23 protein-coding genes are annotated in these 26,592 nt (G+C 67.3%); 6 read left to right on the forward strand and 17 right to left on the reverse strand.

Annotation, left to right across the window (positions count from 1 at the left end):
• Positions 1-166 precede the first annotated feature (166 nt).
• On the forward strand, positions 167-3,103 hold the full coding sequence (gene uvrA / locus OOZ63_RS09565) for an excinuclease ABC subunit UvrA (protein ID WP_416234714.1): 2,937 nt from the start codon (positions 167-169) through the stop codon (positions 3,101-3,103).
• An 8-nt stretch (positions 3,104-3,111) separates the two neighbouring features.
• Here uvrA and OOZ63_RS09570 read toward each other — a convergent pair whose 3' ends face one another.
• Positions 3,112-3,888 carry an MHFG family PEP-CTERM protein gene (locus OOZ63_RS09570; RefSeq protein WP_266005213.1) on the reverse strand — a complete coding sequence of 259 codons (777 nt, stop codon included), beginning with the start codon at positions 3,886-3,888 and terminating at the stop codon, positions 3,112-3,114.
• 223 nt (positions 3,889-4,111) lie between these two features.
• On the opposite strand from OOZ63_RS09570, the gene OOZ63_RS09575 reads away from it, so the two are divergent.
• Complete coding sequence (locus tag OOZ63_RS09575) at positions 4,112-4,717, forward strand: 2-hydroxychromene-2-carboxylate isomerase (protein WP_266005214.1); 606 nt, start codon at positions 4,112-4,114, stop codon at positions 4,715-4,717.
• 50 nt (positions 4,718-4,767) lie between these two features.
• Positions 4,768-5,166 carry a response regulator gene (locus OOZ63_RS09580; protein ID WP_266005215.1) on the forward strand — a complete coding sequence of 133 codons (399 nt, stop codon included), beginning with the start codon at positions 4,768-4,770 and terminating at the stop codon, positions 5,164-5,166.
• Positions 5,167-5,231: 65 nt separating this feature from the next.
• Here the strand turns inward: OOZ63_RS09580 and OOZ63_RS09585 are convergent, their stop codons facing one another.
• The 8 genes from OOZ63_RS09585 to OOZ63_RS09620 all read right to left on the reverse strand — a co-directional run bounded on the left by OOZ63_RS09585 (position 5,232) and on the right by OOZ63_RS09620 (position 13,107).
• Positions 5,232-5,645, reverse strand: coding sequence for an SWIB/MDM2 domain-containing protein (locus OOZ63_RS09585; protein ID WP_266005217.1), 414 nt, complete (start codon positions 5,643-5,645; stop codon positions 5,232-5,234).
• 197 nt (positions 5,646-5,842) lie between these two features.
• On the reverse strand, positions 5,843-6,970 hold the full coding sequence (locus OOZ63_RS09590; RefSeq protein ID WP_266005219.1) for an alpha-hydroxy acid oxidase: 1,128 nt from the start codon (positions 6,968-6,970) through the stop codon (positions 5,843-5,845).
• On the reverse strand, positions 6,967-7,650 hold the full coding sequence (locus OOZ63_RS09595; RefSeq protein WP_266005220.1) for a Fe2+-dependent dioxygenase: 684 nt from the start codon (positions 7,648-7,650) through the stop codon (positions 6,967-6,969). The genes OOZ63_RS09590 and OOZ63_RS09595 overlap by 4 nt, the downstream gene beginning before the upstream one ends.
• 7 nt (positions 7,651-7,657) lie before the next feature.
• Entirely contained in the window at positions 7,658-9,853 is a 2,196-nt protein-coding gene (locus OOZ63_RS09600; protein ID WP_266005222.1) for a TonB-dependent receptor, read from the reverse strand.
• A gap of 95 nt (positions 9,854-9,948) precedes the next feature.
• A complete protein-coding gene (locus OOZ63_RS09605) occupies positions 9,949-10,368 on the reverse strand; it encodes an ExbD/TolR family protein (protein ID WP_266005223.1) in 420 nt (139 codons plus the stop codon).
• Between the two features lie 10 nt (positions 10,369-10,378).
• A complete protein-coding gene (locus OOZ63_RS09610; protein WP_266005224.1) occupies positions 10,379-11,152 on the reverse strand; it encodes a MotA/TolQ/ExbB proton channel family protein in 774 nt (257 codons plus the stop codon).
• Between the two features lie 27 nt (positions 11,153-11,179).
• Entirely contained in the window at positions 11,180-11,869 is a 690-nt protein-coding gene (locus OOZ63_RS09615) for an energy transducer TonB (RefSeq protein ID WP_266005225.1), read from the reverse strand.
• A gap of 260 nt (positions 11,870-12,129) precedes the next feature.
• Positions 12,130-13,107 (reverse strand): TerC family protein, encoded by a 978-nt coding sequence (locus OOZ63_RS09620; RefSeq protein ID WP_266005226.1) that lies wholly within the window; start codon positions 13,105-13,107, stop codon positions 12,130-12,132.
• 289 nt (positions 13,108-13,396) lie between these two features.
• Here OOZ63_RS09620 and OOZ63_RS09625 point away from each other — a divergent pair, with 289 nt between their 5' ends.
• A complete protein-coding gene (locus OOZ63_RS09625; RefSeq protein WP_266005227.1) occupies positions 13,397-13,753 on the forward strand; it encodes a phage holin family protein in 357 nt (118 codons plus the stop codon).
• Between the two features lie 65 nt (positions 13,754-13,818).
• The gene (locus OOZ63_RS09630; RefSeq protein WP_266005228.1) at positions 13,819-15,402 is read left to right on the forward strand and encodes a DVUA0089 family protein; all 1,584 of its coding nucleotides are present in this window, start codon (positions 13,819-13,821) and stop codon (positions 15,400-15,402) included.
• A 10-nt stretch (positions 15,403-15,412) separates the two neighbouring features.
• Here OOZ63_RS09630 and OOZ63_RS09635 read toward each other — a convergent pair whose 3' ends face one another.
• Complete coding sequence (locus tag OOZ63_RS09635) at positions 15,413-17,044, reverse strand: M48 family metalloprotease (protein WP_266005229.1); 1,632 nt, start codon at positions 17,042-17,044, stop codon at positions 15,413-15,415.
• 71 nt (positions 17,045-17,115) lie between these two features.
• Between OOZ63_RS09635 and moaC the strand changes: the two genes are divergently transcribed.
• Positions 17,116-17,616 (forward strand): cyclic pyranopterin monophosphate synthase MoaC, encoded by a 501-nt coding sequence (moaC, locus tag OOZ63_RS09640; RefSeq protein ID WP_266005230.1) that lies wholly within the window; start codon positions 17,116-17,118, stop codon positions 17,614-17,616.
• On the opposite strand, the gene OOZ63_RS09645 is transcribed toward moaC, so the two are convergent.
• The 7 genes from OOZ63_RS09645 to OOZ63_RS09675 form a co-directional block, all read right to left on the reverse strand.
• Positions 17,600-19,324, reverse strand: coding sequence for a PglL family O-oligosaccharyltransferase (locus tag OOZ63_RS09645; RefSeq protein ID WP_266005231.1), 1,725 nt, complete (start codon positions 19,322-19,324; stop codon positions 17,600-17,602). The two genes, moaC and OOZ63_RS09645, sit on opposite strands and share 17 nt — an antisense overlap.
• Before the next feature lie 40 nt (positions 19,325-19,364).
• Positions 19,365-21,404, reverse strand: a complete 2,040-nt coding sequence (locus OOZ63_RS09650) for a TonB-dependent receptor (protein WP_266005232.1) — start codon at positions 21,402-21,404, stop codon at positions 19,365-19,367.
• Positions 21,401-22,549, reverse strand: coding sequence for a HupE/UreJ family protein (locus OOZ63_RS09655; RefSeq protein WP_266005233.1), 1,149 nt, complete (start codon positions 22,547-22,549; stop codon positions 21,401-21,403). Before OOZ63_RS09655 ends, OOZ63_RS09650 begins: the two co-directional genes overlap by 4 nt.
• A complete protein-coding gene (locus OOZ63_RS09660; RefSeq protein WP_266005234.1) occupies positions 22,546-23,619 on the reverse strand; it encodes a hypothetical protein in 1,074 nt (357 codons plus the stop codon). Before OOZ63_RS09660 ends, OOZ63_RS09655 begins: the two co-directional genes overlap by 4 nt.
• Positions 23,620-23,635: 16 nt before the next feature.
• Positions 23,636-23,908, reverse strand: coding sequence for a hypothetical protein (locus OOZ63_RS09665; protein ID WP_266005235.1), 273 nt, complete (start codon positions 23,906-23,908; stop codon positions 23,636-23,638).
• 10 nt (positions 23,909-23,918) lie between these two features.
• Positions 23,919-25,460 carry a DUF4331 domain-containing protein gene (locus OOZ63_RS09670; RefSeq protein WP_266005236.1) on the reverse strand — a complete coding sequence of 514 codons (1,542 nt, stop codon included), beginning with the start codon at positions 25,458-25,460 and terminating at the stop codon, positions 23,919-23,921.
• 97 nt (positions 25,461-25,557) lie between these two features.
• Positions 25,558-26,586: a septal ring lytic transglycosylase RlpA family protein gene (locus tag OOZ63_RS09675; protein ID WP_266005237.1), complete on the reverse strand. Its 1,029-nt coding sequence runs from the start codon at positions 26,584-26,586 to the stop codon at positions 25,558-25,560.
• Positions 26,587-26,592 lie beyond the last annotated feature (6 nt).

The raw sequence follows: 26,592 nt of genomic DNA on the forward strand, positions 1-26,592 counted from the left end.
AGCGGAAATTTAGCACGACCGTGCGAACATTTATCAAGACGACGACACACCCGTCGGCCGGTACTGACAATCTTTGTCAGCAGGCCGGCTCGATCAGACCGCGCGAATCCGGGTCCACGGCCTATGATGGCGGGTTCTCCGTCAGCCACCTCGTCCCCCAGCTTCCATGTCCGACGACCATTCCAGCGACTTGCCACGCCGCCCTCCCGTCGCCGAAGCCGCGATGATCCGCGTGCGTGGCGCGCGCACCCACAATCTGAAGAACATCGATGTGGATCTGCCGCGCAACCAGCTGGTAGTGATCACGGGCCTGTCTGGCTCGGGCAAGTCCAGCCTGGCTTTCGACACGCTGTATGCCGAGGGTCAGCGCCGCTATGTCGAGAGCCTGTCTGCCTATGCGCGGCAGTTCCTGCAACTGATGGATAAGCCCGATGTCGATGTGATCGAAGGCCTGTCGCCAGCGATCTCGATCGAGCAAAAGGCCACCAGCCACAACCCGCGCTCCACCGTCGGCACAGTCACCGAGATCCACGACTACCTGCGCCTGCTCTACGCCCGCGCGGGCACGCCCTTCTGTCCCGACCATCACCTGCCACTGGAGGCGCAAAGCGTCAGCCAGATGGTCGACGCGGTGCTGTCCATGCCTGAGGAGAGCAAGCTGCTGCTACTGGCGCCGGTGGCACGCGACCGCAAGGGTGAGTTTCTCGATCTGTTCGAGGCGTTGCAGGCCCAGGGCTATGTGCGCTTTCGCATCGACGGCGCGACGGTCGAGGCACCCGATCTGCCTGCGCTGAAGAAGGCCGAGAAGCACGATATCGATGTGGTTGTCGACCGCGTCAAGCTCAAGGCCGACGGCGCCGACAGCCTGCGCCAGCGCCTGGCCGAGAGCTTCGAGGCGGCGCTGCGGCTGGCTGAGGGCCGTGCCCTGGTACTGAATATGGACACCGGCGCCGAGACCATCTTCTCCAGCAAGTTCGCCTGCCCGATCTGCAGCTACTCGCTGCCCGAGCTGGAGCCGCGGCTGTTTTCGTTCAATTCGCCAGTCGGCGCCTGCCCCAGCTGCGAAGGCCTGGGCCAGGTCACCGCCTTCGACCCGGACCGCGTTGTCGCGTTCCCAACGCTGAGTCTGGCCAGCGGTGCGGTCAAGGGCTGGGACCGCCGCAACGCCTATACCTTCTCGATGCTGGAGAGCGTGGCAAAGCACTACGGCTTTGACATCGAGCTGCCCTTCGAGGAGCTGCCCGAGATGGCGCGCCAGGTGCTGCTGCGCGGCTCCGGAACCGACGAGATCAGCTTTGTCTACGAGGCCGAGAGCGCCAATGGCAAGAAACGCTCGGTCAAGCGCGCGCACGCCTTCGAGGGCATCCTGCCCAACCTGGAGCGGCGCTTCAAGGAAACCGACTCCAGCGCAGTGCGCGAGGACCTGGCCCGCTATATGGCGGCCAAGCCCTGCCCGCATTGCGAAGGCTCCCGCCTGCGGCGCGAGGCCCGGCATGTGGTGCTGCAGCCCGCCGATGCGCCCGAGGGCTTCAAGGGAAAGCCGATTTACGAGGTCGAGCATGCGACCTTGCGCGACTGCCTGCACTACTTCGAGGGCCTGAAGCTCAAGGGTGCCAAGGCCGATATCGGCGACAAGGTGGTGCGCGAGATCAGCTCGCGGCTGCGCTTCCTCAACGATGTGGGCCTGAACTATCTGAGCCTGGATCGCAGCGCCGACACCTTGTCCGGCGGCGAGGCTCAGCGCATCCGCCTGGCTTCGCAGATCGGCTCGGGCCTGACCGGCGTGATGTATGTGCTGGACGAGCCCAGCATCGGCCTGCACCAGCGCGACAACGACCGGCTGATCGCCACGCTGCGCCACCTGCGCGATCTCGGCAACTCGGTGCTGGTGGTCGAGCATGACGAGGACGCGATCCGCGCGGCCGACTATGTGCTGGACCTCGGCCCCGGCGCCGGTGTGCACGGCGGCCGCGTGATGGCCCAGGGCACGCCCGCCGAGGTGGCGGCGAATCCGGACTCGCTGACCGGCCGCTATCTAAGCGGGGCCGAGCGCATCGAGGTGCCGCCCAAGCGCCACTCGCTGGCCGATCAGACCGAGCCGCGGTCGCTGAAGATCGTCAACGCGCGTGGCAACAATCTGCAGGGTGTGACGGTCGAGATCCCGGTAGGCCTGCTGACCTGCGTGACTGGTGTCTCGGGCTCGGGCAAGAGCACGCTGGTCAACGACACGCTCTATGCAGCCGTGGCCAAGAAGCTCTACCAGAGCCATCAGGACCCGGCCCCGCACGACGAGATCGAGGGCCTGGACGCATTCGATAAGGTCATCAATGTGGACCAGAGCCCCATCGGCCGCACGCCACGCAGCAACCCGGCCACCTACACAGGCCTGTTCACGCCGATCCGCGAGCTGTTCGCCGAGATGAACACCGCGCGCGAGCGTGGCTACGGACCCGGGCGTTTCAGCTTCAACGTGGCCGGCGGCCGCTGCGAGGCCTGCCAAGGCGACGGCGTTCTAAAGGTCGAGATGCACTTCCTGCCAGACGTCTACGTGCCCTGCGATGTCTGCCACGGCAAGCGCTACAACCGCGAGACCCTGGAGGTGCTCTACAAGGGCAAGAACATCACCCAGGTTCTGGGCATGACCATCGAGGATGCGCACCAGTTCTTCAGCGCGGTGCCGACGCTGGCGCGCAAGCTGCAGACCCTGCTGGACGTGGGCCTGGGCTATGTGAAGCTGGGCCAGAGCGCGACCACCTTGTCGGGCGGAGAGGCGCAGCGGGTCAAGCTTGCACTGGAACTATCGAAGCGCGACACGGGGCGCACGCTCTACATCCTCGACGAGCCGACCACCGGCCTGCATTTCGCTGATATCGCGCTGCTGCTGAAGGTGTTGCACCAGTTGCGCGACGCCGGCAACACCATCGTCGTGATCGAGCACAACCTCGATGTGATCAAGACCGCCGACTGGCTGATCGATATGGGACCCGAGGGCGGCTCGGGTGGTGGTCAGCTCTTGCTGGCCGGCACGCCGGAGGACCTGGCCGCCCATCAGGGCAGCCATACCGGACGCTATCTGAAGGCGCTGCTTCCCAAGAAGCGCTGAAACCGGACTCAGGTGCGGCGGCGGCGGGTCACCCAGCCGACCGCAGCCAGGCCGGCCAGCATCAGCGCCCAGGTCTCGGGCTCGGGCACCGGTGTGCTCACGCCGGGCGGCAGCGGCGGGATGCCACCAAGTCCGCCGCCGGGCGGCGGTGTCAGGCCGCCACCGGTGAAGCTTCCCGGCAGACCGGGACCGGCGGCCACCGTCTGGCCGCTGGGCACGGCGGCGACCTGAGAGAAACTCGGCTCGCTGCCTGCTACGGACGCAGGCGCGCCGCCGCCCGGCACACCGGCGCCGGTAGGTTCCATCTCGAGCAGGGCCTGCGGGTCTTCGCCTTCTCGGGTCGAGGACGCCACATTGGTGGCGGCGGCCGGTGCGGCCGCCTGCTTGGTGCGCTTGATGCGGCTGACATTGCGGCAGACCGTGGGCACCAAGATGCACTCGCCGTCCTCGCAATAGACCAGGCCGCGCTCGGTCATCTGGTCGGTCCAGCGGGCGCGGGTCACGCTGGCGCAGACGCTGCCCTGGCCGAAATGCATGGCGCTGATCTGCGGGCTGTACTCGGCCTGCCCATTGATCGACTCGCGCGTGATCGTGACCATCTCGTCGTAGCTGCGCTTTTGCATGCGCGCCTTCAGCTTGGCACGGGTGGCCGCGGGGATATCCTGGTAACGATCCACGGCAGCGACCACATCGCCCATGAAGGGGTTCACCCCCGGCTTATCCCAGGAGCATTGGGGCAAAGTTGCGCCCGACGCAGCAAGCGCCATGGTGACGAGTATGGACATGGACCTATTCCCTTATCAGCCCGTGGGGCGGGCATCTTGTTGGCTTGGTCTGCCAGCGCGTCCGCTGGTCGCCAAGCGTTTGACGATGTTTGAATTTTATGTGGGGGGCTGTGGTGCCCCTGCCGACAAGCCCCCCTCAGCCGGGGGAGCGCGCCTGCGGCATAAGTCACGCTTCGCACAGCACCGCGCCGTGTACTAGACTGCGCGCAGCTCAGGAGACGCCATGCCCCGCACGATCGACTACTACTTCGCCCCGCAATCCCCTTGGACCTATCTGGGCCACGCCCGTTTGTGTGAGCTGCTGTCGCGCGCGGGCGCCCAGGTTCGCGTATTGCCGGTCGATCTGGGCGGCGTGTTTCCGGTTTCGGGCGGCCTGCCGCTGGCCAAGCGGGCGCCGCAGCGGCAGGCCTATCGCCTGGTCGAGTTGCAGCGCTTCAGCAGCTGGTTGGGACTGCCGCTGAATCTTCAGCCGCGCTTTTTTCCGGTCTCCGGCGATGCGGCCGCGCGCCTGATCATTGCGGTGGACCTGCATGATGGCAGCAAGGCTGCGCTGCGCCTGGCCGGCGCCGTGATGAGCGCTGTCTGGGCCGAGCAGCGCGACATTGCCGACACGGCGGTGCTGGCCCAATTGCTGGCCGAGCAAGGCCTGGCGGCACAGCGCTTGGCCGATGCTGAAGACGCGGCCGTGCAGACGCGCTATGCCGCCCATACCCAGCAGGCGATCGACGCCGGCGTGTTCGGTGCGCCCAGCTATGTGCTCGATGGCGAGATTTTTTGGGGCCAGGACCGGCTCGATTTTCTGGAGCGCCGCCTCCAGACGCCGGCCTGACACGCCGATTCGCTGCTACCCTGCGCCGTCCCCGATCCACCAGCGTCCCCATGCCAGAAACCGCGCTCTCGCGCCATGTGCTCTACGTCGAAGACGACCGCATCAACATCGTGTTGATGGAAGAGGTGTTTCGGCGTCTGCCGGGCTGGAGCCTGGACTGTGTTGAGGACGGCGCTCAGGCCTTGCACGCGATGCGCGAGTGCCGGCCGGATTTGTTGCTCGTCGACATGAACCTGCCCGATATGAACGGGCTGGAGCTGCTGGCGCGGCTGCGCGCCGAGACGTCGCATGCGCAGCTGCTGCCCTGCGTGGCGCTCTCGGCCGACGCCTTGCCGGAGCAGATCGCCTGCGCGCTGGAGGCCGGCTTCATGGCTTACTGGCTCAAGCCCATCGATGTGACGCAGTTGGCCCAGGCCCTGCACGAACTCGACCCAGTCGGGCGGCAGTAAGCCAGTAAAAAGGCCCGGGGATACCGGGCCTGATGCATGACGCGACGCCGCGAGGCGCCGACGTCTCACTTCAGATGGCTGTTGATCAGCTTCGTCATCTCAAACATATCGGCCTTGGCCTTGCCGAAGATTTCCTTCAGCTTGGCATCGGCGACGATGATGCGCTTCTGCACAGCGTCCTGCAGATTGTTCTTCTTGATGTACTCCCAAACCTTCTTGGTCACATCGGTGCGCGGCAGCGGTGCTGCGCCGACGATGGCCGCCAGCGCAGCGCTGGGGGTCAGTGCCTTCATGAAGGCGGCGTTGGGAGTGCGCTTCTTTGCCGGCGCGGCAGCCTTCTTAACAGGAGCTGCTTTCTTTGCCGGGGCGGCGGCCTTCTTGGCTGGCGCCGCCTTCTTGGCTGCCGGAGCAGCCTTCTTGGCCGGAGCCGCTTTTTTGGCGGGTGCCTTAGCGGGCGCGGCCTTCTTCGCAGTTGCCATTTCGATTCTCTCCATCAAGGGTTTGGTTGATGTGCCGGGTCAGGGTGAAGACCGCGTGAGCCTTCAATTCTCTCTAGCACCGAGCGAGGGCAATGGTACTGCGCGCCTAGCGCATTGAGAAGGCTTTACTAGGGAAGGAATGCCCCAAGTCGCAAGGAATAGCGCGATGTTTGTCGCGGCCTCGCATCAGATGCGGCTCACAGACGTGTTTGCCAGAGCAAATGCGGCCCTGCCTCGCTGAGCTGCTTGCAGCCGCACAAGGCCATCGCGATCTCCAGCTCGTCGCGCAACAGGCGCAGCGCATGTGCCACACCGAGCGCGCCGGCGGTGGCTAGCGCATGCACATAAGGTCTGCCCAGCAGCACCGCATCGGCCCCCAGCGCGATTGCCTTCAGCACGTCGGTGCCGCGGTGGATGCCTCCGTCGACCAGCAGGCTTGCGCGCGGGCCGGGGCGCGCGCGCAAGGCGTCGGCCAGGTAGGGCAATAGTTCGGCAGTGGCCGCTACCGTGTCCAGCGTGCGTCCGCCATGGTTGGAGACCACCAGGCCGGCCGCACCCAGATCCATCGCCTGGCGAGCGTCATCGGCATGCTGAACTCCCTTGAGCAACAGCGGCAAACGCGTGATCCCGCGCAACCATTCGACATCGCGCCAGCTCGCGGCCGTGCTCAGCAGGCCGTCAAACAAGGCGCTCTGTCCGTTGCCCAGTGGTGCTCGGGCGGGCGGTGTCGCGCCGGCCAGATTGACCGCGCTGATATGGGCGGGCAGCTTGAAGCCGGCGCGGCGTTCGCGGTCGCGCGCGCCCTGAACCGGCGCGTCCACCGTCAGCACCAGAGCCTGAAAGCCGGCGGCTTCGGCGCGCTGCACAAGTTCTCGCGTGAAGCCGCGATCCGGCTGGATATAGAGCTGAAACCATAGAGGGCCGGCGCCGCCGGCCATCGCTTGGGCCACCGCCTCCAGCGCCGTGCTCGACTGCGCGCTCAGGATCAGGCCGGCATCCTGGGCGGCCGCCGCATAGGCGCTGGCGATCTCGCCGTCGGCGTGAGCCAGCTGCTGATAGGCGATCGGCGCGAGCAAGATAGGGTGCGGCAGTTCGCGATCCAGCAGCCTGGTGCGCGTGTGCCCGCCGGCCAGCTCACGCAGCACACGGGGATGCAGACGGAGCGCGTTCCAAGCGGCGCGGTTGGCGCGCAAGCTGAGCTCGTCGGCAGCGCCGCCGCTGAAGTAGGCCCAGGCCGTCTCGCTGATACGCGCTCGAGCATGGGCTTCGAAGTCGGCGAGGCCGGCAATGCCCTCGGGCAAGGCCTCGCGACGCGGGCCGCTCATGTGTCGGCCCACATGCGCAGCAGGTTGTGATACGCGCCGGTCAGCTGCAGCGTGGCCTCGGACTCGCCATGCTCGGCGCGCAGCCGCATCAAACTCATGTCCATCTGGTAGAGCAAGGTGCGCTGCGACTCGCTGCGCACCATGCTCTCGACCCAGAAGAAACTGGCCAGTCGGGCGCCGGCCGTGACAGGGCTGACCTCGTGCACGCTGCTGCCCGGATAGAGCAGCAGGTCGCCGGCCGGCAACTTGATGCGCTGCTGGCCAAAGCTGTGCTCGACCACCAGCTCACCCCCTTCATACTCGCCGGGCTCGGCCAGGAACAAGGTACAGCTGAGATCGGAGCGCACCCGCTCGCCATTGGCGCGCGAATGCATGACGGCGCCGTCAACGTGGCGGCCGTAGTGCTGGCCGCTGGCGCCATAGCGATTGAACAGCGGATTGAAGATCTTCTTGGGCAGGGCGGCCGAGAAGAACAGCGCATTGCGGTGCAGCGCGCGCAGCACCAGGGCCTGCAAGCCCTGGGCGGCGGCGCTGCCCTGCGCAAGCTGTTCGTTGTGCTTGGCCTGCACGGCCTGAACACCGGCCGTCGCCGCGCCGTCCACCCAATCGGCCGCCGCTAACGTCGCACGGGACTCGCGCAACTCGTCGGCGGTCAGGACTTGTTTCAGGTGGAGCAGCATGGGTGGGTCAGAACTTGGCCTTCATGCTCAGCTGCACGGTGCGCGGTGCGCCGGGGATGTAGAAGCCCCGGTACAGCGAATCGGCATAGAGCTTGTCGGTCGCGTTGGCGATATTGAGCTTGAGGATCAGATTCTCGGTAAAACTGTACTCGCCCATCAGGTCCACCGTCGTGAAACTGGCGGCCGTGACATTGCGCGCGCCCTCGGGATTTTGCTCGCTGCGGTGGTTCAGGCCGCCGCCAATGCGGATCTGCGGCGTCAGCCGATAGGTGGTCCAGAGGCTGGCGCTGTGCTTGGGCGTCAGGCCCGGGCGGTCACCGGCAACTTGCGAGCCGCCCCCATTAGCCGCCAGTGCCACATTGCTCTTGTCGATCTTGGCGCTGGGAATGAAGGTGTAGGAGGCGAAGGCTTCCCAGTTCGGTGTGATGCGGCCAGCGATGTCCAGGTCCAGGCCGGTGGCGTGGCGCTTGCCGGACAGCAGCTCCTGAGTCGCTGCGGTGTCGGGGTCGGTGTTGCGCTCGTTGTACTTCTCGGTGCGGAACAGCGCGGTGCCCAGGGTCATGCGGCCGGCGAACAGATCGAACTTGGCGCCCAGTTCGAAGTTGCGACTCTTCTCGGCCGGGGTGTTGGCCGCGCGGTCATTGCCGGGTGCACCGGGTGCAAACTGGTAGGTGTCGCCGGCGGTGTTGTACGAGGTGCCGAACGAGACATGGTAAGACGCCCACTCATTGGGCTGGAACAGCGCGCCGACGCGCGGGCTCCACAGCGTGTCCGAGCGCGAGAAGCTGCGGGTGGGCAGCTTGTACTCGGCCTCGAAGCGGTCCATGCGCAGGCCGCCCAGCAGCTTGACACCCGGCGCCACGGTGACCATGTCCTGCAGATACAGGCCCAGATTGCGCGCGCCGAAGCTGTTGAGCACGGGATTGCCACGGGTGTCGGGACGGCTGGCGCCGTCATTGGGCGTGCCGACCGTGCTGGTCAGCGGGCTGGCGGTGCCGGCGAAGTTGTTGTTGCGCTTGGCGTCTTCGTCGCTGTAGTCCAAACCGGTAACCAGCTCATGGCGCATGCCGCCCCAGCTGAAGCTGTTGCTGTAGTCGCTTTGCAGCGTGGTGATGTCGCTGATCGCCACACGGCCCTTGGGCGCGCGGGTGACGAGGGTGGCGTTGCTCAGATTGGCCGGCGTGGTGGCAGCGCCGTTGGTGCTGCCGAAGCGAATCACGCTGGCCCACAGCTCGCGCTCGTAGCGGCCCTGGCGGAAGGTCGTGCGCAGCTCGCCGCCGTCACCGAAGCGGTGGGTATGACTCAGCGTGGCGTAGGTGGTGTTGCCGCGCAGATAGTCGCTGGAGAAGCCGTAGAAGTTCTTGGCCGGCAAGGTGGGCTTGATCGTGCCGTTGACGATGAACCAAGGGTGGTTGTAGCTAGGCACATTGTCGAACTCCAGATGGTAGAAGCTGGCCGAGAACTCGTCGGCCTCACCGATCCCCCAGCGCAGCGTCGGCGCGATGCCGTGCTTGGAGACCTTCGCGCCGTAGTTGTCGGCTTCTTGCAGCACGGCGTTGATACGCAGCGCCGAGCTCTCGCCGGTCTTGAAGTTGAAGTCGCCGGTCAGGCGCAGGTCCTCGCCGCTGCCCACGGTCATGTCGACCTCATGCTGGTTCATCAGCAGGGCTTGCTTGTTGACCTGGTTGACCACGCCGCCGGTCGAGCCCTTACCGAACAGCATCGAGGCCGAGCCTTTGAGCACTTCGACGCGGTCGTTGTTGAAGGTATCACGCTCGGTCATCTGGGTGTCGCGCATGCCGTCAACGTAGATGTCGCCGGCCTGGCTTAGCGAGAAGCCGCGCAGGCGGATGTCCTCTTCGCCAGTTTCGCCGGACAGGAAGGTGATACCGGCGGTTGAGCGCAGCACATCGCGGAAGTCGTCGAGGTTGCGGTCATCGATCAGCTTCTCGGTGATCACGGTCACCGACTGCGGAATGTCGCGCAGCTGCTGTTTGCCCTTGCCGATGCGGGTCTCGGTGGCTTGGTAGTCGTCCTTGCCGGGGCGCTCGGCGCTGGCCTTGGCACGCACCACGGGCAGGGCGCTCTCGGCCTTGACCGGCTCGGCAGGCGGGGTTTGAGCGATCGCGGCGGAGGCCAGACCGAAGCCGGCGGCCAGGGCGCCCAAGGGGAGCAAAGTGGCCTTGTGTTTGATGCGGGACATGAAGACTCTCCAGTTTGATGAGGGGTGGGCAAGGCGCTGCCCATGGCGGCCTGGCGATGGCTTGGCCGCCTTATTCTTGAAATCGGGAAGGGGTGCTAGGGCCGCTCGGGCTCGCTGACGAAGCCGACCTTGCTCAGGCCGGCCTTAGACGCGTCGGCCAGGGTTTCGGCGACCAGGCGGTAGGCGACGTTCTGATCAGCGCGCAGATGGACTTCGGGCTGGACCGACTTGGTGCCCTCGGCTGCAAAGCGCTGGGCCGCGTCCTCGCGCGAGACCGGCTCGCCGTTCCAAAAGCGCTGGCCGGCGGCGTCGATTGCAAACTCGATCTTGTCGGGTTGCAGCTCGTTGGCTGCCGAACTGACCTTGGGTAAGTCGAGCTTGACCGCATGGGTCAGGAGCGGCGCGGTGACGATAAAGATCACCAGCAGCACCAGCATCACGTCGATCAGCGGCACCATATTGATCTCGGCCATCGGGCCGCCGCCGCGCTTGTTGTCAAAGGAAGCGAATGCCATCGTGGGCTCCTCAGGACGCGGTGGCGGGCTTGAGCGGGCGCACATTGGCGGCCTGGCCCTGGGCGGCGGCGCCGGGGGCCTCGCCCAGCGTCAGGAAGCTGTGCAGCTCGTAGGCGAAGGCATCCAGCCTAGCCGACAGCACGCGGTTGCTGCGACTGAAGGCGTTGTAGGCCATCACGGCAGGGATCGCGACGGCCAGGCCGATGCCGGTCATGATCAGCGCTTCGCCAACAGGGCCAGCCACCTTGTCCAGCGTGCCAGAGCCGCTCATGCCGATCGCCAGCAGCGCGTGGTAGACACCCCAGACCGTGCCGAACAGGCCGACGAAGGGGGCAGTCGCGCCGATCGTTGCCAATGTGGTCAGGCCCGACTCCAGCCGCGTGGTCTCCTCGTCGAGGACCTTCTTAATGGTACGGGTGATGAAGTCATTGGCCGTGCCGGCCTCGGCAAGGCGAGCCGAACCATGGCGGGCATGATGAGCCTGGGCGTGCAGCGCATGGGCGCTCAGATGCGAGAAGGGATCGCGCGCGCCATGGGTGTTCAGCTCCGCCTGCACGGCGTCCAGCGAGCGGGCGTTCCAGAAGAAGTCCAGAAAGCCGGTGCTGCGCTTGTTGCGCAGGTACTGGGTCAGACCCTTGGCGATGATCAGTGCCCAGGAGGCGACCGACATCAGCACAAGCACCCCGAAGAGGAATTTGCCGACGAAGTCGGCCTGCGTGATGAAGTGACCGAAGCCCATGGCCTGGGCGGAGGTGACGGTGGTGGCGGCGGTGGTGACGTCCATGATGGTCAGGGTTCTTGGTGTTCTGGTTCAGCGGTCCAGCTCGTAGGACAGCAAGGCGGTGGTTTCCCATTCGACCGGCTGGCCGTTGTCGAGATAGGGTGCGAAACGGGCGGTGCGGATGTCTTGCAAGGCCTGCTGATCGATGCGGGCAAAGCCCGAGGACTTCTTCAGCGAGGCCTCCTTCAGCTGGCCGCGTGCATCGACGACGATGCGCAGATGCACCAGACCCTGCTCCCCCAAGCGGCGCGACAGCAGCGGCACGGTCAGACGCGGCTCGACCACATAGCGCACCGCGCTGGGCGGAATCTGCCGGGGCACGGCGGGTGCAACCTGGGCCGGCGGTGCCGCCGGCGCCGGCGGCGCGGGTGCGACAGCCACCACCGGGGCCGGTGCCGGCTCAGGGGCGGGCACGACGAAGGCGGGCGGCGCCGGGGCCGGGCTGGGCGCGGCCGCGATCACCGGCGCCGGAGCCGGTCGGGGTTTCTGGACCTGGGGCTTGGGCGGCGGTGGCGGCGCGGGCTTCACAGGCTCGGGCGCGTCGATCAGGCTGACCATGATGGGCGCGGCCTCAATCACCGCCTGCCGCACCGCATCAACCTGCAGCAAGGCCCAGCCGCCGAGCACATGGGCGGCCAGCACGCCGCCGGTCAGCACACGGCGCGCGGTGGGGCCAAGCTCGTCAACCGGCGCTGGCGCGGCTATCTGAGGCTTCGGCAAAGCCGCTGCCGCGCGCGGCGCTTCCGGGACGCCACCGGGTCGGGCGGCAAGAGTGGCTTGAGTCACAGCAAAGGCGCGAGCGCAAGGATTGAGATCGGCCGGAATCGTAACATTAATGCGAACTATTCCTATTACTTATGGGCATTTCTACCAAGATCCTGGCTCGTCCGTCCCCAAAATGCGACAGCCCCCGGGGCGAACCGCCGGGGGCTGTTTGAAATAGACGGCGCTCGCCGTCCGGGTCGCCGGGTTCGGCAGGCTCAGCGCTCGCCGGCCTGCTCAGTCCTCGTGATCTTCGGCGCGGTGCGCAGGCTCAGCACCATGGTCACGGCCAAGATCGCTACCACCGCGCCCAGCGAGGCCAGCACCGGGATCTTGATCAAGTCGATCAGCATCATCTTCGTGCCGATGAAGGCCAGCACCACAGCCAGGCCATAGCTCAGCAAATGGAACTTGGCGGCCATCGCGGCCAGCAGGAAATACATCGCTCGAAGACCCAGGATGGCAAAGATATTGGAGGTCAGCACGATGAAGGGGTCGTTGGTGATCGCGAAGATCGCCGGGATCGAGTCGACCGCGAAGATCACGTCGGTGACACCCACCAGCGCAATGACCAAGAGCAACGGCGTGGCCAGGCGCTTGCCGTTCTCCATCGTGAAGAAGCGCTCGCCGTCAAAACCCTGGCTGACCGGAATCAGGCGGCGCAGCAGCTTGAGTGCCGGATTGCTCTCTAGATCAGGCTCCTGGCCGGCGGCCCACCACATCTTGATGCCGGTGATCAGCAAGAAGGCGCCGAAGACGTAGAGCACCCAGTGGAACTGCGCGATCAGCCAGCTGCCGACCAGAATCATCACGGTGCGCAGCACGATGGCGCCGATGATGCCGTACATCAGCACCCGCTTCTGGTAGGCCGGCGGCACCGAGAAGTAGGTGAAGATCATCAGGAAGACAAAGATGTTGTCCACCGCCAGCGACTTCTCGATCAGATAGCCGGTCAGGAATTCCAGCGATTTGGTCGTGGCCAGATCGGCATCTCCGGTGCTGTCCTTGACGGCCCACCAGAACAGGCCGTTGAAGGCCAAACTCAGGGCTACCCAGACCAGCGACCAGTTGATCGCTTCCTTGACGCTGACCTCGTGCGCGCCCTGCTTGCGCAGCACGACGAAATCGACGAACAAGGCCACCAGCACCGAGCCGGCAAAGAAAATCCATAGCCACAGGGGCGCAATCGAGCTCATGCAGAGACTCCCGCAAGATAAATGGGTTGATGAAGCAACGGGCCGAAAGGTCTTGCGGGGCGGGACGCGGATGTGGGGGACACATCCACCAGCTGCGGGATCCGGATGCCAGCGGGCGCTGGCAACGTAATGACGGACGGCCGCCACGACAAAGTGTCGTGTAGCTACTCCCCTTTCGGTTAGCCACGAGTATGCCAGGGTTTGCGCCAAATCAATGGGCAAGCCCCCAGGGGAAAGACCCGATTCGTGAAACACTGCCGCGTCATCGCTGGCTTGTATGCTAAGCGGCATGAAAACCCTGACGCGATGGTTCTTGTTGGCGGGCGCCCTGCTGCTGGTGGCCGCCCTCTACCCCGGTGTGGTCGTCACCAGCTATGGCGCCGCCCTGATCGCGGCCCTGGTGCTGGGCCTGCTGAACACCTTGCTGCGACCCATCCTGGTGCTGCTGACACTGCCGGTCACCGTGATCACCTTGGGGCTGTTCCTGTTCATCATCAATGCGTTGATGTTCTGGGCTGCCGCTTCGGTGCTCGACGGCCTGAGAGTCACCGGTTTCTGGGCCGCGCTGATCGGCTCGCTGATCTACAGCCTGTGCGGCATGCTGATCGATGTGCTGATCGAGCGCCTGTTCCCCGGGCGCGACTGACCCCCCCCCAGAATCGATGGCGCCGGCAGCGGCGCAAAAACGTCTGATCCGAGGAGAAGGACGCAATGTCTGCGTTCGACCCGGAGATCGGCATGTTGCGCAAGTACCTCCTGGGCCTAGGCGCCCTCACCCTGAGCCTGGCGGCCGACGCCGCCGGGCTGGACTACCAGGGCACATTCACCACCGACGACCAGCTCTTCGTCACTCAGTTCACCTTGGCTGCGACCGAGCCGGTACAGGCCTTCAGCAGCTCCTGGCTGCGAGGCGGTTTCGCGCCGGTGCTGTCGCTGTTTAATCTGGCCAGCGGCGAGCTGCTGGCGCTGGCCAGCGGCAGCCAGAACAGCTGCGGCCCCAGCGAGGCCGGCGATCCGGTCAGCGGCTTTTGCTGGGACGCCCGCTTTGCGGTCAGCCTGACGGCCGGTAGCTACCGGCTGGTGCTGTCGCAGGACGGCAATACCCCGCTGGGGCCTACCTGGGACGATGGCTATCTGATGAGTGGCCAGCCCGACTACACCGGACTGAGCTATCTGGGCAGCGAGCAACGCTTCATCAATGTCGATGGCAGCCCACGCAGCGGCGCCTGGGCCTTCAGCTTACACGCCAATGTCGTGCCCGAACCAGGGACCTGCGCGCTGATGCTGGGCGGTCTGGGCCTGCTGGCATGGCGCCGCCGCCTGGCCGGCGCCGCCTTTCTGGGCCTGGCCCTGCCGGCGGCCGCGCTCGAAGCGCCGCTGATGGCCGACACGCACATCAACGCCGGCCTGCCGGCGCAAAACTTCGGAGCCCTGCCGACACTCAACGTCGGCGGCGGCGCCAGCGCCTTGCTGCGCTTTGATCTGAGCGGCCTGCCCAATGGCATGACGGCGGCAAAGCTGATCAAAGCCAATCTGCTGCTCTACGTCAACCGCGTCGGCACCCCGGGCACGCTGGAACTGCTGAGTGTCTACGCGCCCTGGGACGAAGCCGGTGTCAGCCACGCGGCCGCCCCAGTCAACGGCGGCGCCGGCAGCGGCCAGAGCTTTGCGGTCGCCAAGGCCCAGCAGTTCCTCAGCGTCGACATCAGCAAGATCGTCAAGGGCTGGATCAGCAACCCCGCCAGCAACTATGGCCTGCAGCTGCAGCCCGCGCTGAACAGCCCGGGCGCCGTGGCTTTCTTCGACAGCAAGGAGAACACCGGCACCGCCCATGTGGCCCGGCTGGATCTGACCCTGGCCGACCAGGGGCCGCAAGGGGTCCAGGGCCTGCAGGGCCCGCCCGGTGTGCCGGGCGCTCAGGGCATCCAGGGCCCGCAAGGGCCGCGCGGCTTCACCGGTTTGACAGGCCCGGCCGGCCCGCAGGGGCCGCAAGGCAATCAGGGGCCGGCCGGACCGATGCATCTGCACTATGTCAGCCAAACCCATACGCTAGCTGGCAATACCTGGTCCGGCTACTCGGCGGTCTGCCCGGGCAATACCCGCCTGGTCGGAGGTGGTTGCGGCCACCGCGACAACAACAGCGCCCAGGACGAGATCAATGTGAACTATGCCGGCCCGCGGCCCGACTACTCGACCCAGGTTTACCAGTGCAATCTGCGCAACCATAGCGGCGACAACCGCGCGATCCGCATCTGGGCCATCTGCGCTGAGGCCAGCGGCGTGACCCAGCACTGAGCCGCCCGCGTCAGGGGACCGCCAGCCGGGGTGTCAGCGGTCGTGCCTGCAGGTTGGGCAGCTCGGCACCCGGCGGCACATTGCCGCGATACATTTCGCTGAGCAGCTGGCGGCGCTCGTAGAGCAGCTGGCGCAAGCGCGCATCTATGACCGCAGCCTCGATCTGGTCGGCGCTGCGGCTCCTCGACTGATTCAGGCCCGAGCGCAACCGATCGATCGCGCCATTGAGGTCGCCGGCCGCCGCCCGCGTTTCGCCCAGGGCGCGCACCGCGCGCAGCGGCTGATCGAGGCGCTGCCAGAGCTGGGCCAGCAGCGCCCAGGCCTGGGCGTCGTTGGGATTCAGACTGACATGGGTCTGCAAGGTGTCGGCCGCCTCGCGCGCCGATTGCAGGCGCGTGTCCACCAAGGCCAATTGGGCGCGCTGGATCAGCAGCACGCGCGAACGGTCCTGCGCCAGCGGCACCAGCGCGGCGAAGCCGGCCTCGCCCTGCTCGCGCGCCTGCGCCAGCTCGGCGCGCGCCAAAGTCAGCACACGGGCCGAGCGTGGGTCGCTGCCCATCATCTGAAGCAGCAGCTCGGCGCTGCGCAGCGCGCTGTCGGCGCGGCCGTAGTTGCGCATCTTGATCGACGCCAGCGCGCTGGCATAGCGCGCGCCAAGCTGCTCGAAACCGTTGCCGGCCGTGCCGCCGCGACTGTCGCGCACGCCGGCGTCGAGCTCCTGCAGCTTGGTCCAGGTCTCGGCGCGCGGGTCCATCAGCACCCTCGAACGCGCCGCCATCAGCGCATGCAGGGCCAAGCCATGCGGTCGCTCCATCGCGCCGGTGCCCAGGCGCGCGCGCGCTTCGCCGATGCGTTCGCTGGTCAGCGGGTGGGAGCGCAGATAGGGGTAGTTGCCAGCATCCATCAGGTGGTAGGCCTGCTCCATCCGCTCGAACATGCTGGCCATGCCCGAGGGCGCATAGCCGGCGTGGGTCATGAAATTGAAGCCGACCCGGTCGGCCTCGCGCTCCATATCGCGCGAGAAGCTCAGCGAAGCGGCGGCCGCAGCAGCCTGGCTGCCGACGATGGCGGCCTGAGCCGCATCGGGGCTGCCCGAGCGCGACGCCACCAGCAGGCCGGCGATCAGGCCTGCGGTGGCCAAGAGGCTGTTGCGCGAGTCGCCGGCGATGCGCCGCGCGATATGGCGCTGGGTGATGTGGGCCAGCTCATGGCCGAGCACCGAGGCCAGTTCATCGGGCGCGCTTGTGATCGCGATCAGGCCCAGATGGGTGCCGACAAAACCGCCGGGCAGTGCGAAGGCGTTGACGCTGCGGTCGCGCACCAGAAAGATGTCCCAGGCGAAGCGCTGCTGCGTGTCGTCACCGATCTGGCCCAATTGCTTGGCCGAGTTCACCAAGGGAGTCCACAGCGACTGCACGTACTCAAGCAGCAGCGGATCGTCGAGATAGTCGGGATCGATGCGGATCTGCCGCATGATCTGGTCGCCGATGCGGCGCTCGTCATTGACGTCCAGGTCTTGCGACACCGAGTCGCCCAGGGCCGGCAGATTGACCTGGGCCCTTGCGGGCAGGCCCGGCAGCAGCATCAGGGCGGCCGCCAAGGCTGCGGCCAGACGGCGCGGGCGGGTCATCAAACTAGGCATTCGCGGCATTCTCCAGGCAGGTCAGGCGCCTATGATGGCAGATCGCAGGTTTCCAGATTGTTGCCGCTGCCATGACTTCCGCACTCACCCACTTCGACGCCCAGGGACAGGCCCATATGGTCGATGTGTCGGCCAAGGCCGAAACCCATCGCATCGCACGCGCTTCAGGCCGCATCCGCATGCTGCCCGCCACGCTGGCCCTGATCACCAGCGGCACGGCCAAGAAGGGCGATGTGCTGGGCATCGCACGCATCGCGGCGATCCAGGCGGCCAAGCGCACCGCCGAGTTGATCCCGCTATGCCACCCTCTGCCGATCACCCGCGTGGCGGTCGAGTTCGAGATCGACGCAGCGGGCTCAAGCGTCAAATGCACGGCCCAGGTCGAGACGCTGGGCCGAACCGGCGTCGAAATGGAGGCCTTGACGGCGGTGCAGATCGGGCTGCTGACGATTTACGATATGTGCAAGGCCGCCGATCGCGGCATGGTGATGGGCGAGATCCGCGTCCTTCAGAAGCAGGGCGGCAAGAGCGGCGACTGGTCGGCCGCGCCGCTGCTCAGCGCATCTCCCTGAAGTCGTAGTCGCGCGACGGTCCCTCGCACTGGAAGGGCGGGGGTTTCAGGGCCCTGACTTCGGGCTCCTCGCATTCGGCCAGCCAGTCCTCAGCCTGCTTGTTGCGGAACTCACGCAGACGCTGCACGACGTAGCGGGCCCGGTCAGTATCTCCACTGGCGTGCAAGGACTTGGCCCAGGCCATCATCAGCCGCGTGTCGATGAGCTGGTGGGCGGTGCGACGGGTCGCCTCTAGCGCAACGGGGCCGGCGGGCAGGCTGGTGGCGGCCGCGTAGTCGGCCTGCGCGCCGAAGAACAGGCTGCGCTGCCCGCGCGCGATGCGCTGCTCCAGCGGCGCGGCCTGCGCCGGCGGCATATAGATCTCGACCACGCGCAGGTAGTCCCACAGCGCGAAGGCACTGCCAGCGATCATCAGCACACCGGCCGCGCGCAGAGCCCCGTCCGGCAGAGCCAGACCTTGCCCGGCTTTAGTCAGCGCGGCGGCACCCAGACACAGCCCAAGCGCGAACGCCGCCGGCAGCAGGAAGTAGACGTACCACAGCGGGTACTCCAGCAGGCTGTGCAGGCCGATCATCAGCACGATCATGAAGGCACAGCGCAGCAGCGGCGCCTCGCCGTCAGGTGCCCGCAGACTGGAGCGGAACGCACGCCAGACCGACCACAGCAGCAACGCGATCACCAGCAGGCCCAGCGGCCAGCCCAGCTCCACCAGCAGCTGCATCGGCAGGTTGTGCGTGTGGTCGAAGAAGGCCGTGGGCCGACCCGGGAAGGGTGTCATGGTCCAGGCCAGATTGAACTCGCCCCAGCCCACGCCCGTCAGCGGGTATTGCTGCAGCAAGCGCCCGGCATTGGCCAGGATGGCCAGGCGCGAGGGCGAGCCCGCGCCCTCGGCCAAGCGCGACTCGGCACCGAAGGCCTGGCCTGAGCTGGCGGCCCAGGCCGACATCAGCAGCCAGCTCAGGCCTAGCATGAGCGGCGTGCCCACCAGGGCCCAGCGCGAGAGCCTGGTGAGCTTGCGGTCCAGCAGACCCCAAAGCGCCAGCAAGCCGACACCGATCATGCCGGTGCGCGAGGCGCTCAGCACCACGGCGAACACCAGGGCGAACAGCAGCGCCGGCAGCGCGGCCGCCCAGGCGCGGCCCCGGCACGAGTTGGCCAGCCAGACCGCCGCAACGCAGGCCCACATCAGCAGGCTGGCCAGATGATTGGGCTGGCGCATATTGCCGACCGCCCGGCCGACCACGCCCGAGCGCGCAATCACGCTGCCGTCGGCCCAACCCGGCGCGAACACCTGGACCAGGGCCACCGCGACACTCAGCAGCCCAGCCACCAACAGGGCCAGGCAGAACAGGTCCATCACCGGTTCGCGCGCCTGATCGTCGCCACCGGCGCGCATGCCGGCCAGCAGCACCAGCAGCGCTGCGGCCAGCGCAGCGGCGCTCGATGCGCCATTGGGCGCGGCCAGCGCCGCGAGCAGCAGCAGGCCCAACGCCAGCAGTGCGGCATTCGGGCGCAGGCCCTCCTGCCCCGTCGGTGCCAGCAGGTACAGGCACAGGCCCCAACCGGCCAGCGAGGCGAGCTGGTTGAACAGCGTCGCCATCGGCGTCAGGTTGTAGGCAATCAGCAGCGGCAGCGCACAGGCCGCCAGCAGGGCGGCCAGCAGCGCGGGTGAAGCATGAAAGGGGTGGCGAGGCGTCTGGCGATCCATGGGGCGGCATCATGGCATGCCGGACACCTCCTCAGGGACTTCAGCGCAGCGCCATCGCCACCGTCAGGCGCAGGCCGCGCGGCTCGACCGGGTGGAAGTGTCGGTCGGCCACCGGCGCCGCTTCGCCGGCCAGGCGCGATTCGTAGAAATAATCGATGTCGCTGGCGCGGCGATCGAACAGATTGAAGACATCCAGGCTCACGGTGACGCGTGGCGTCGCGCGCCAACTGGCCCGTGCATAAGCCAAGGTGGTGGCCCGCGAGCGCTGCGAGCCGTCCTCGACCAGATCGCGCGGGCCGAAATGGCGCAGCTGCAGCTGACCTGACCAGGGCGCACCCGGCTCGGCCCAGCTCAGGCCCAGCGAGGCCACCTTGTCGACCGCGCCGGGCACGCGCTGGCCCTCAGGGGCCGGGTCGCGGTAACGGGCGCGCGAGGCGGCCCAGTCCAGGTCCAGCTGCCAATCGCGGCCAAGCCGCCAATGGCTGTTCAGCTCCAGACCTTGGCGCCGGCTGGCGCGCGCGGCCTCGGTATCGCCGGCGTCGCCGACAAAGACCAGCTCCGAGTCCAACTCCAGCCGCCACAGCGCCAGGCTGGTCTGCCAGCCGGGCAGCCACTCGCCGCGCAGGCCAAGCTCGCCACCACGACTAGCGGCAAGACCTTGCACTGCGTCTATCGACGCGCCCTCCTTGGGAGACAGCCGCGCCGTAGTGCCGCGCGCGTCATTGCTGTGGAAGCCGCGGCCGTAGTTGATGAAGAACTCGGTGCTGGCCCAGGGCCCGAGCACCACAGACAGCTTGGGGCTGAGCTGGCGGTCGCTGGCGCGGCCGCTGTTCGCCGCGATCGAGCTGTCGACCCTAAATCGCGCCGCGTCGGCACGCAGGCCGACGACGCTGCGCAGCCAGGGCGTCCAGGCGCTGGCGAGTTCGGCGTAGACGCCCAGGCTGCTCTCGCGCACCCGGCTTTGCTGCGTGGTGCTCAGGCGCTGGCGCCGCGCTGTGGCATACAGGCCCACGGGGCTCAGCCGGTCGTGGCGGGCCTGCGTGCCCAGGCTGATCTGTTGCTCGGCCCCGACCCACTGAAACTGCCAGCGCCGGCTCAGCTCGCCGCCGAGCACGCGACGTGACTCGGCCTGCTCGAACTGGTCGCCATTGATCGGGTCGTCCTGGAAAAAAGTGAAGTTGGAAAACAGATTCAGACGTGAGTGGATCAGGTAAGCACTGGCCTGCAAATCACCGTTGACCAAGTCGCGGCTGATTTGGCCGGAGAGCGAGTAGCGTGCGCTGCGGCCGCCGTCGCTGGCGTCCACGCTGCCGAAGCGGCCCAGGCTGCCCTCATCGACCGCGCGCTGCGGGATCTGGTCGGTCGCGGTCCAGCGGTTTCGGTAGGCCATCAGGCTCAGGGAGCGCGAGCCCTCGGCCGTGCGTTCGCTGTAGCGCAAGAGGCCGCTGAACTTGCGCGCACGCTGCGATGTTTCCCACGGGCCGTCGTTGCCATGCAGCTCCAGAGCGCCCAGCCAGCGCCCAGAACCGGCGGTGCCGCCGTCGGCCAACAGCGCGCGCGCATGGCCGTGCCCACCAAGGGTCAGGCTGGCAAGACCCGGCCCCATCTCGTCGCGCAGCCGCAGCCGCGCACTGCCGGCCGAAGCAAAATCGCCGTCGCTGGCGAAGTACGGACCTTTGCGGTAGTCGATGCGCTGTACCAACTCAGGGATCAGGAAGTTCAGATCGCTATAGCCCTGGCCATGGGCATGGCTGACCATATTCACCGGCATGCCGTCGACAAAGCTTGCAAAGTCAGTGCCGTGGTCGAGATTGAAGCCGCGCAGAAAATACTGGTTGGCCTTGCCGTCGCCGCTGTGCTGGGTGACGATCATGCCGGGCACGAACTCCAGCAGCTCGGCCGGCCGCAGCACCGGTCGCGCCTCGATCAGGCTCGCCCGCACCGAACCCTCGCTGGCGGCGCTGGCCTGGCCCAGGCCCAGCTGGTAATGGCCCAGCAGTTCGACCTTGTCGAGCTTCTCGACCTGGGCCTGCGCGCCTAAGGGCCCCAGCAGAGCCATCAATGCAATTCTGTGCTTCATGACAACTCCAGCATTCTGAGATCAAAGGCGCGCTCCAGCAGCCAGACCAGGGCCAGCACCGCCGCCAGCAAGGAGCCGCCGCCCAGCAGCCAGCGGGCATACAAGCGCTGCGTTCGCAGCCGCCAGGCGATTGGCACGAAAACAGCGACGATGGCCAGTTGCCCCGCCTCGACGCCGAGGTTGAACATCAAGAGCGGCCCGGCCAGCGCGCTCTGACCCAGGCCCAGATCCCTCAGCGCACCGGCAAAGCCGAAGCCATGGATCAGGCCGAAGCCGAAGCTCAGCTTCCAGCGCGCTTGCTTGACCACCGGGTAGAGGTTGTTCAGTGCGGCCAGCAACACGCTGGCCGCGATCAGCGACTCGACCCAGCGCGACGGCGGGTCCAGGACCCCGAAGACGGCCAGGCCCAGCGTGATCGAATGAGCCACGGTGAAGGCGGTCACGACGCCGACCACCTCGACCAGGGCCGGTCGCAACACCGGGGCCGGAGCCCAACTGACCGACAACCGCAGCAGCACCGCCGGCAGCAACAGCACCAGCAGGAACAGCACGTGGTCGACGCCGATCCAGATGTGGTGAACACCTTCGAGGAAGAAGCCGCCGAGTCCCAGCGCGGCAGCGTCCTCGCCCAGTTGGAGCTGCTGAGGCCGGCCATCGGGCGCCAGCACCAACAGCACAGCCGCTTCGGCGCCCCGCTCCAGCCGCGCGATGCCGCGATGGGTCGGGTCGCTGGCGGCGAACAACCGGTAGCTCAGGGTCAGGTCTTGCGCCGCACTCTCGCAGTTCCAGCTGCGGCTCAGCACCGCATAGCGGCCGTCGCTGTGCATGGCGATCTGCAGCGGCCGGTACGCGCTGGGCAGGCAGGCCCGGCCTTTGGCATCGCGCAGATCGATGTCCAGGCCCTGCTCTGCCAGGGCCTGCATTGCAGCCGTGCGTTGGCGCAGTTCGCCCCAACGCAGCACGCCATCGGCATCGGCGTCCAGATCCAGTTCGCGGTCCAGATCGCGAAGTGCGATGTCCAAGCGCTGCTCCAGCGTCGCGCCCTGCAGGCTCAGGCGCAAATAGGCATCGCTGGGCTTGTGGGCCAGCGCCGGCAGTGCGAACAGCCACAGCAGCCCTGACAACAGGCATGTCAGCGCTTTCATCGAGCGGCCTCCTTCGCACGAGCCAGCAGCAACGCGTCGGCTGGCTCACGCTGCTGTGCCCAGTTCGCCTCGGCAAGTGCCAGCGCGAGCTTGGCATCACCCTGCAGGTCCAGCGCGAAGCGAGCGAGTTCGCGCTCATGGCCACCGTCGCCGCGCAGCCGCGCGGCCTCGAAACGGGCCTGCAGCTCGGCCATGGCAGAGTTGGCGCGGGCCGTAGCGCCGCTGCGCTGCCATGCGATCGCCAGACGCAGCAGCAACGCGTCGGCCGACTCTGTGCCCTGCAGCAGCGCGATCACCTCGGGCCAACGTCGGTGCTCAAGCAGCCAGTCGGCATAGGCGGCGCGGGTGTAGACGTCGCTATTGAGCTCCAGTGCACTGCGGTACAGCGCCTGGGCCGCCGGCTCGCCGCGTCGATGTGCGAGCTCTGCGCGCACCAGCGCGATCCATGCGGCGGGTGCACCGGGCTGGCGGGCCAACCGCGCCAGTTCGCGCGATGCGGCGTCGCCCCTGCCCTGCAGGCTGGCCAGCTCGGCCAGGCAGACCCGGCCATACAGCGCGGCGACGCTATCGCTGTGTGAATCAGCCAGGCGCTGGCAGCCGGCCTGCGCTTCGGACAGGCGGCCGCGCAGCTGCAGCAGGGCCGCGCGGTTCAACTCGGCCTGGGTCTGGATGGCAGGCGAGATGCCAGCCGTGGCCAGCAGCGCGTCGAGATCGGCGAGCGCCGCATCGAAGCGGTGCTGGCTTTGCGCAATCGTCGCGCGCAACAGCCGCACCGGCGCAGGCGGCGCCGGCTGGCTCCACCAGGGCGCCAGCGCGGCCTGGGCCAGGCCAAGCTCGCGCGGATCGCCCAGCACTCGTGAGCGGTCGATGGCCTCGCGCGCGAGTTGCAGCGCCAGTGGCAAGGTGGCGGGCGCCGCAACGAGCTGTGCGCGCAAGCGGCGCTGCTCGGCGCCGAGCCGGGTGGGCAGGCGCTCCACCAGCTCGGCATCGTTGGCCGGCGTGTAGGGCGGGTCGGCGGCGGCCGGCGGGGCCAGGCAGCACAGCATTGCCAGGAGAAGTGTGATCCGCATGACCCCGCCCCCGTTCTCAGCCCAACGAGACCGGCTCGTCGGTCTCGCTGCTGGGTGGCACCGACACCTTGTCGGCGCCCAGCGGTTCGGCGCTGTCGCTGCTGCTGCGGCTTTGCTCGATCGCGAATTGCGTGAAGCTGGCCGACGTGGCTAACGCGCTGTCCGGCACCTGGGCCGGGCCGGTCGGCGGTGGCACAACGACCACGTCGTCATGATCGCTGCCACCGCAGGCGCTCAGCAGCGCGCCGGCGAGCAGGCCTAGAAAAAGCGTCTTGTTGAGATTGCGCATGGCCTGCTCCTTACTTGGTGCCGCCCACGGGCGTGAACAGATAAGGGAAGCCGGCCAGCAGCGGCGCCGTGGCCTGGTCAACCGCGTCATGCAGCTTCAGCGAGGTGGCGCCCAGCGGCACATTCGAAGGCTTGCAGTCGGCACCGAAGCCCAGTGCATTGGTATCGCCATTGGCCATGCACAGACCGCCCATCACAGCGATCAACGAGACATCGACCACATCGTCCTTGGGCCGGCGACCGTTGGGAAAGCCAGCCATGTCGCTGCCGCCGGCCAGGATGTTGCCGACCACGCCAAGCCGGTTCTGCTGCGCATAGGGGACCGGCGCGATCGCTGTGTTGAGCCTCAGCATCTCCGAGGCCACCGCGTTGGCCGGTTGGTTGACGCCCTTGATGCCGGTCAGAAAGGTCGTGACCAGATCGGTGCGCGGCAGGTTCTTCGGGGCAGTGCCAGGCAGGGCCAGAGCGATCTCCAGCAGGGCCGGCAGGCTCGGGTGGGTCACGTAGGTGGCGAACTGGCCATCGTCCTTGGGCTTGGCGCTGTTGAACCGGTCCTTGTCGGGCAGGCCGATGACGACCTCGTTGACAAGGGGCATGCCCAGGCGCGATACCTGCACCCAGGCGCCGCCAGCCTTCTCGGTGCTCTGATGCCCCGGTTTCGGGCTCGGGTCGAGCACGCGCGCCTGACGCAGGCTGGCCGTGGTCCAGCCGCCGATCACCGTTTCAGTGCCGGCGGTCAGGCAGCTCTTGTGCAGCTCCAGCGCCAGGGTCGTGACGTTTTTGTCGTCGATGGTGTTCTTGGCTGCGCCGATCAGGGCCGGGTCGGTGATCACGCCAACTGGGGCATTGACCAGGTCGAAGATCGTCCCGAGATTGACCGCGAACGGGTCCTTGCGTTGGCCGACAAAGACCTTGCCCGGCATCGCGCAGCCGGGGATGTTGATGCTGTGCACATGTTTGCCGGCATAGGCGGCGTAGTCCGCAATGGTCTTGATGCCAATGTTGTCGACCGGCTTGTCGAAGCTGGTGCCGCCGCCGCTGGCATTGCTGACGGCCTGGCGGCTGCCGCTGCGGCGGTCACCGCGCACGATCTCTATCGAGTAGCTCTCGTTGAGATTGAGCGTGGCGGCGCGCGGCTCGCTGACCGCCCCTGCCTGTATCAGCGGGATCGCGACGTTCTTGTCACCGATCGGCAGGCTCACGCTGTTGAGCTTGTTCTTGAAGCGGAACTGGAAGCTCAGGTCTTCCTTGGCATCGCCGTTGTTGTCGATATGGATCTCGTAGAGCGCGTTCGGGTCGAGCGAGAAATAGTTCGGACCGCCATAGGCATCCTGCAGCGGCAAGTAGTTGGCGATCACGGTCACATAGTCGCTGCGGCCGGACTCGTAGCTGGCGAACATATAGAAGTCGCTGGCATCGACCTTGGGCACGGTTGTGATGAAGGGCGCTTCGCGATGGCTGGAGGCGTGGGCACCGCCGGCCATCATCAAGCCGGCGGCCAGTGCGATCAAGGTGGCGCGCGGGCGCACCTGGGAGGGGGCTTTGCAAGTCATGAGGCGTCTCCGGATGGCGGTTGACCCAATGCCAACCTGCTGTCCTTACGCCCCGCATCCAAGATCGGATGCAGCCTCGATCAAATTTCCTAGGGGGTCAGCGCCGCTCGACCACCACCGGTTGCAGCGCCAGCGCCAGGCGCACGCGCTCGGCCGCCTGGCGCGCGTCTTCGCGCGTCGGGTAGGGACCGGCCTGCAGGCGGTGCAGCGCGCGATCCTTGAAAACGGTCAGCAACGGTGCCATCCAGTCGGCCTCCTTCAGCAGCTGCTGCCGAAAGGACTCGGCACCGGCCAGCTGCGAGAACGCGCCGAGTTGCACCCAAAAGCCCGGTGCTGCCACCGTGCGGATCTGCGGCAGCGCAGCCTCGTCGGCCAGCAGCGCGGCGGGGTCGGCGCTGGGCGCAGCGGGCGTGGCTGCGGGCATGGCGGCCGGCGGCACTGCCGCGACGCTGGCCGTGGTGCTCAGCGCCGGCGCGCCGCTGGCGTCGCTGGCCACATAGACGGGCGGCGGCTCGACCGGCGCGGCGGGCTCGCTGCCGCGCATCCAGGCGCCGGTGCGGATGTCCTCATAGGTCAGCCGCTCCAGCTCGACCGCGCCGACCCCGCGCAGCAGGTCTAGCTTCAGCGCGGCCGTGTAGCTAAGGTCGATGATGCGGCCGCGATGGAAGGGGCCGCGGTCGTTGACTCTGACGATGATCTCGCGGCCGTTCTTCGGATTACGCACCCGCGCATAGCTGGGGATGGGCATAGTCGGATGCGCGGCCGTCATCGCATACATGTTGTAGATCTCGCCGCTGGCGGTCGGTCGGCCGTGGAACTTGCGGCCATACCAGGAGGCCAGACCGCGCTCGATCAGCGGCTCGTCGCCGGCCATCGGCTGATAGCGCTGGCCCAGCACCTCGTAGGGCTTGTTGGGGCCACCCTTGCGGATGTTCTCCAGCTTGGGCGCCGCATCGGGCACCTTGTGCAGATCGGGCGGGATCACCGCATCGGGGCCGTCCCGGGCGGGCCAGCCGCCGGCCGGCGGCGTCGGTCGCGGGGCCGGCGCGGTAATTGGGGCGGGCGCGCGGCTGGCGCAGCCGACCAGCAGGGCCAGCAGCGCGAGGGCGGGCAGAGACTTGGACATCAGCAT

The organism is Paucibacter sp. PLA-PC-4 (genome assembly GCF_026241155.1).
Classification (GTDB): domain Bacteria; phylum Pseudomonadota; class Gammaproteobacteria; order Burkholderiales; family Burkholderiaceae_C; genus Roseateles_E.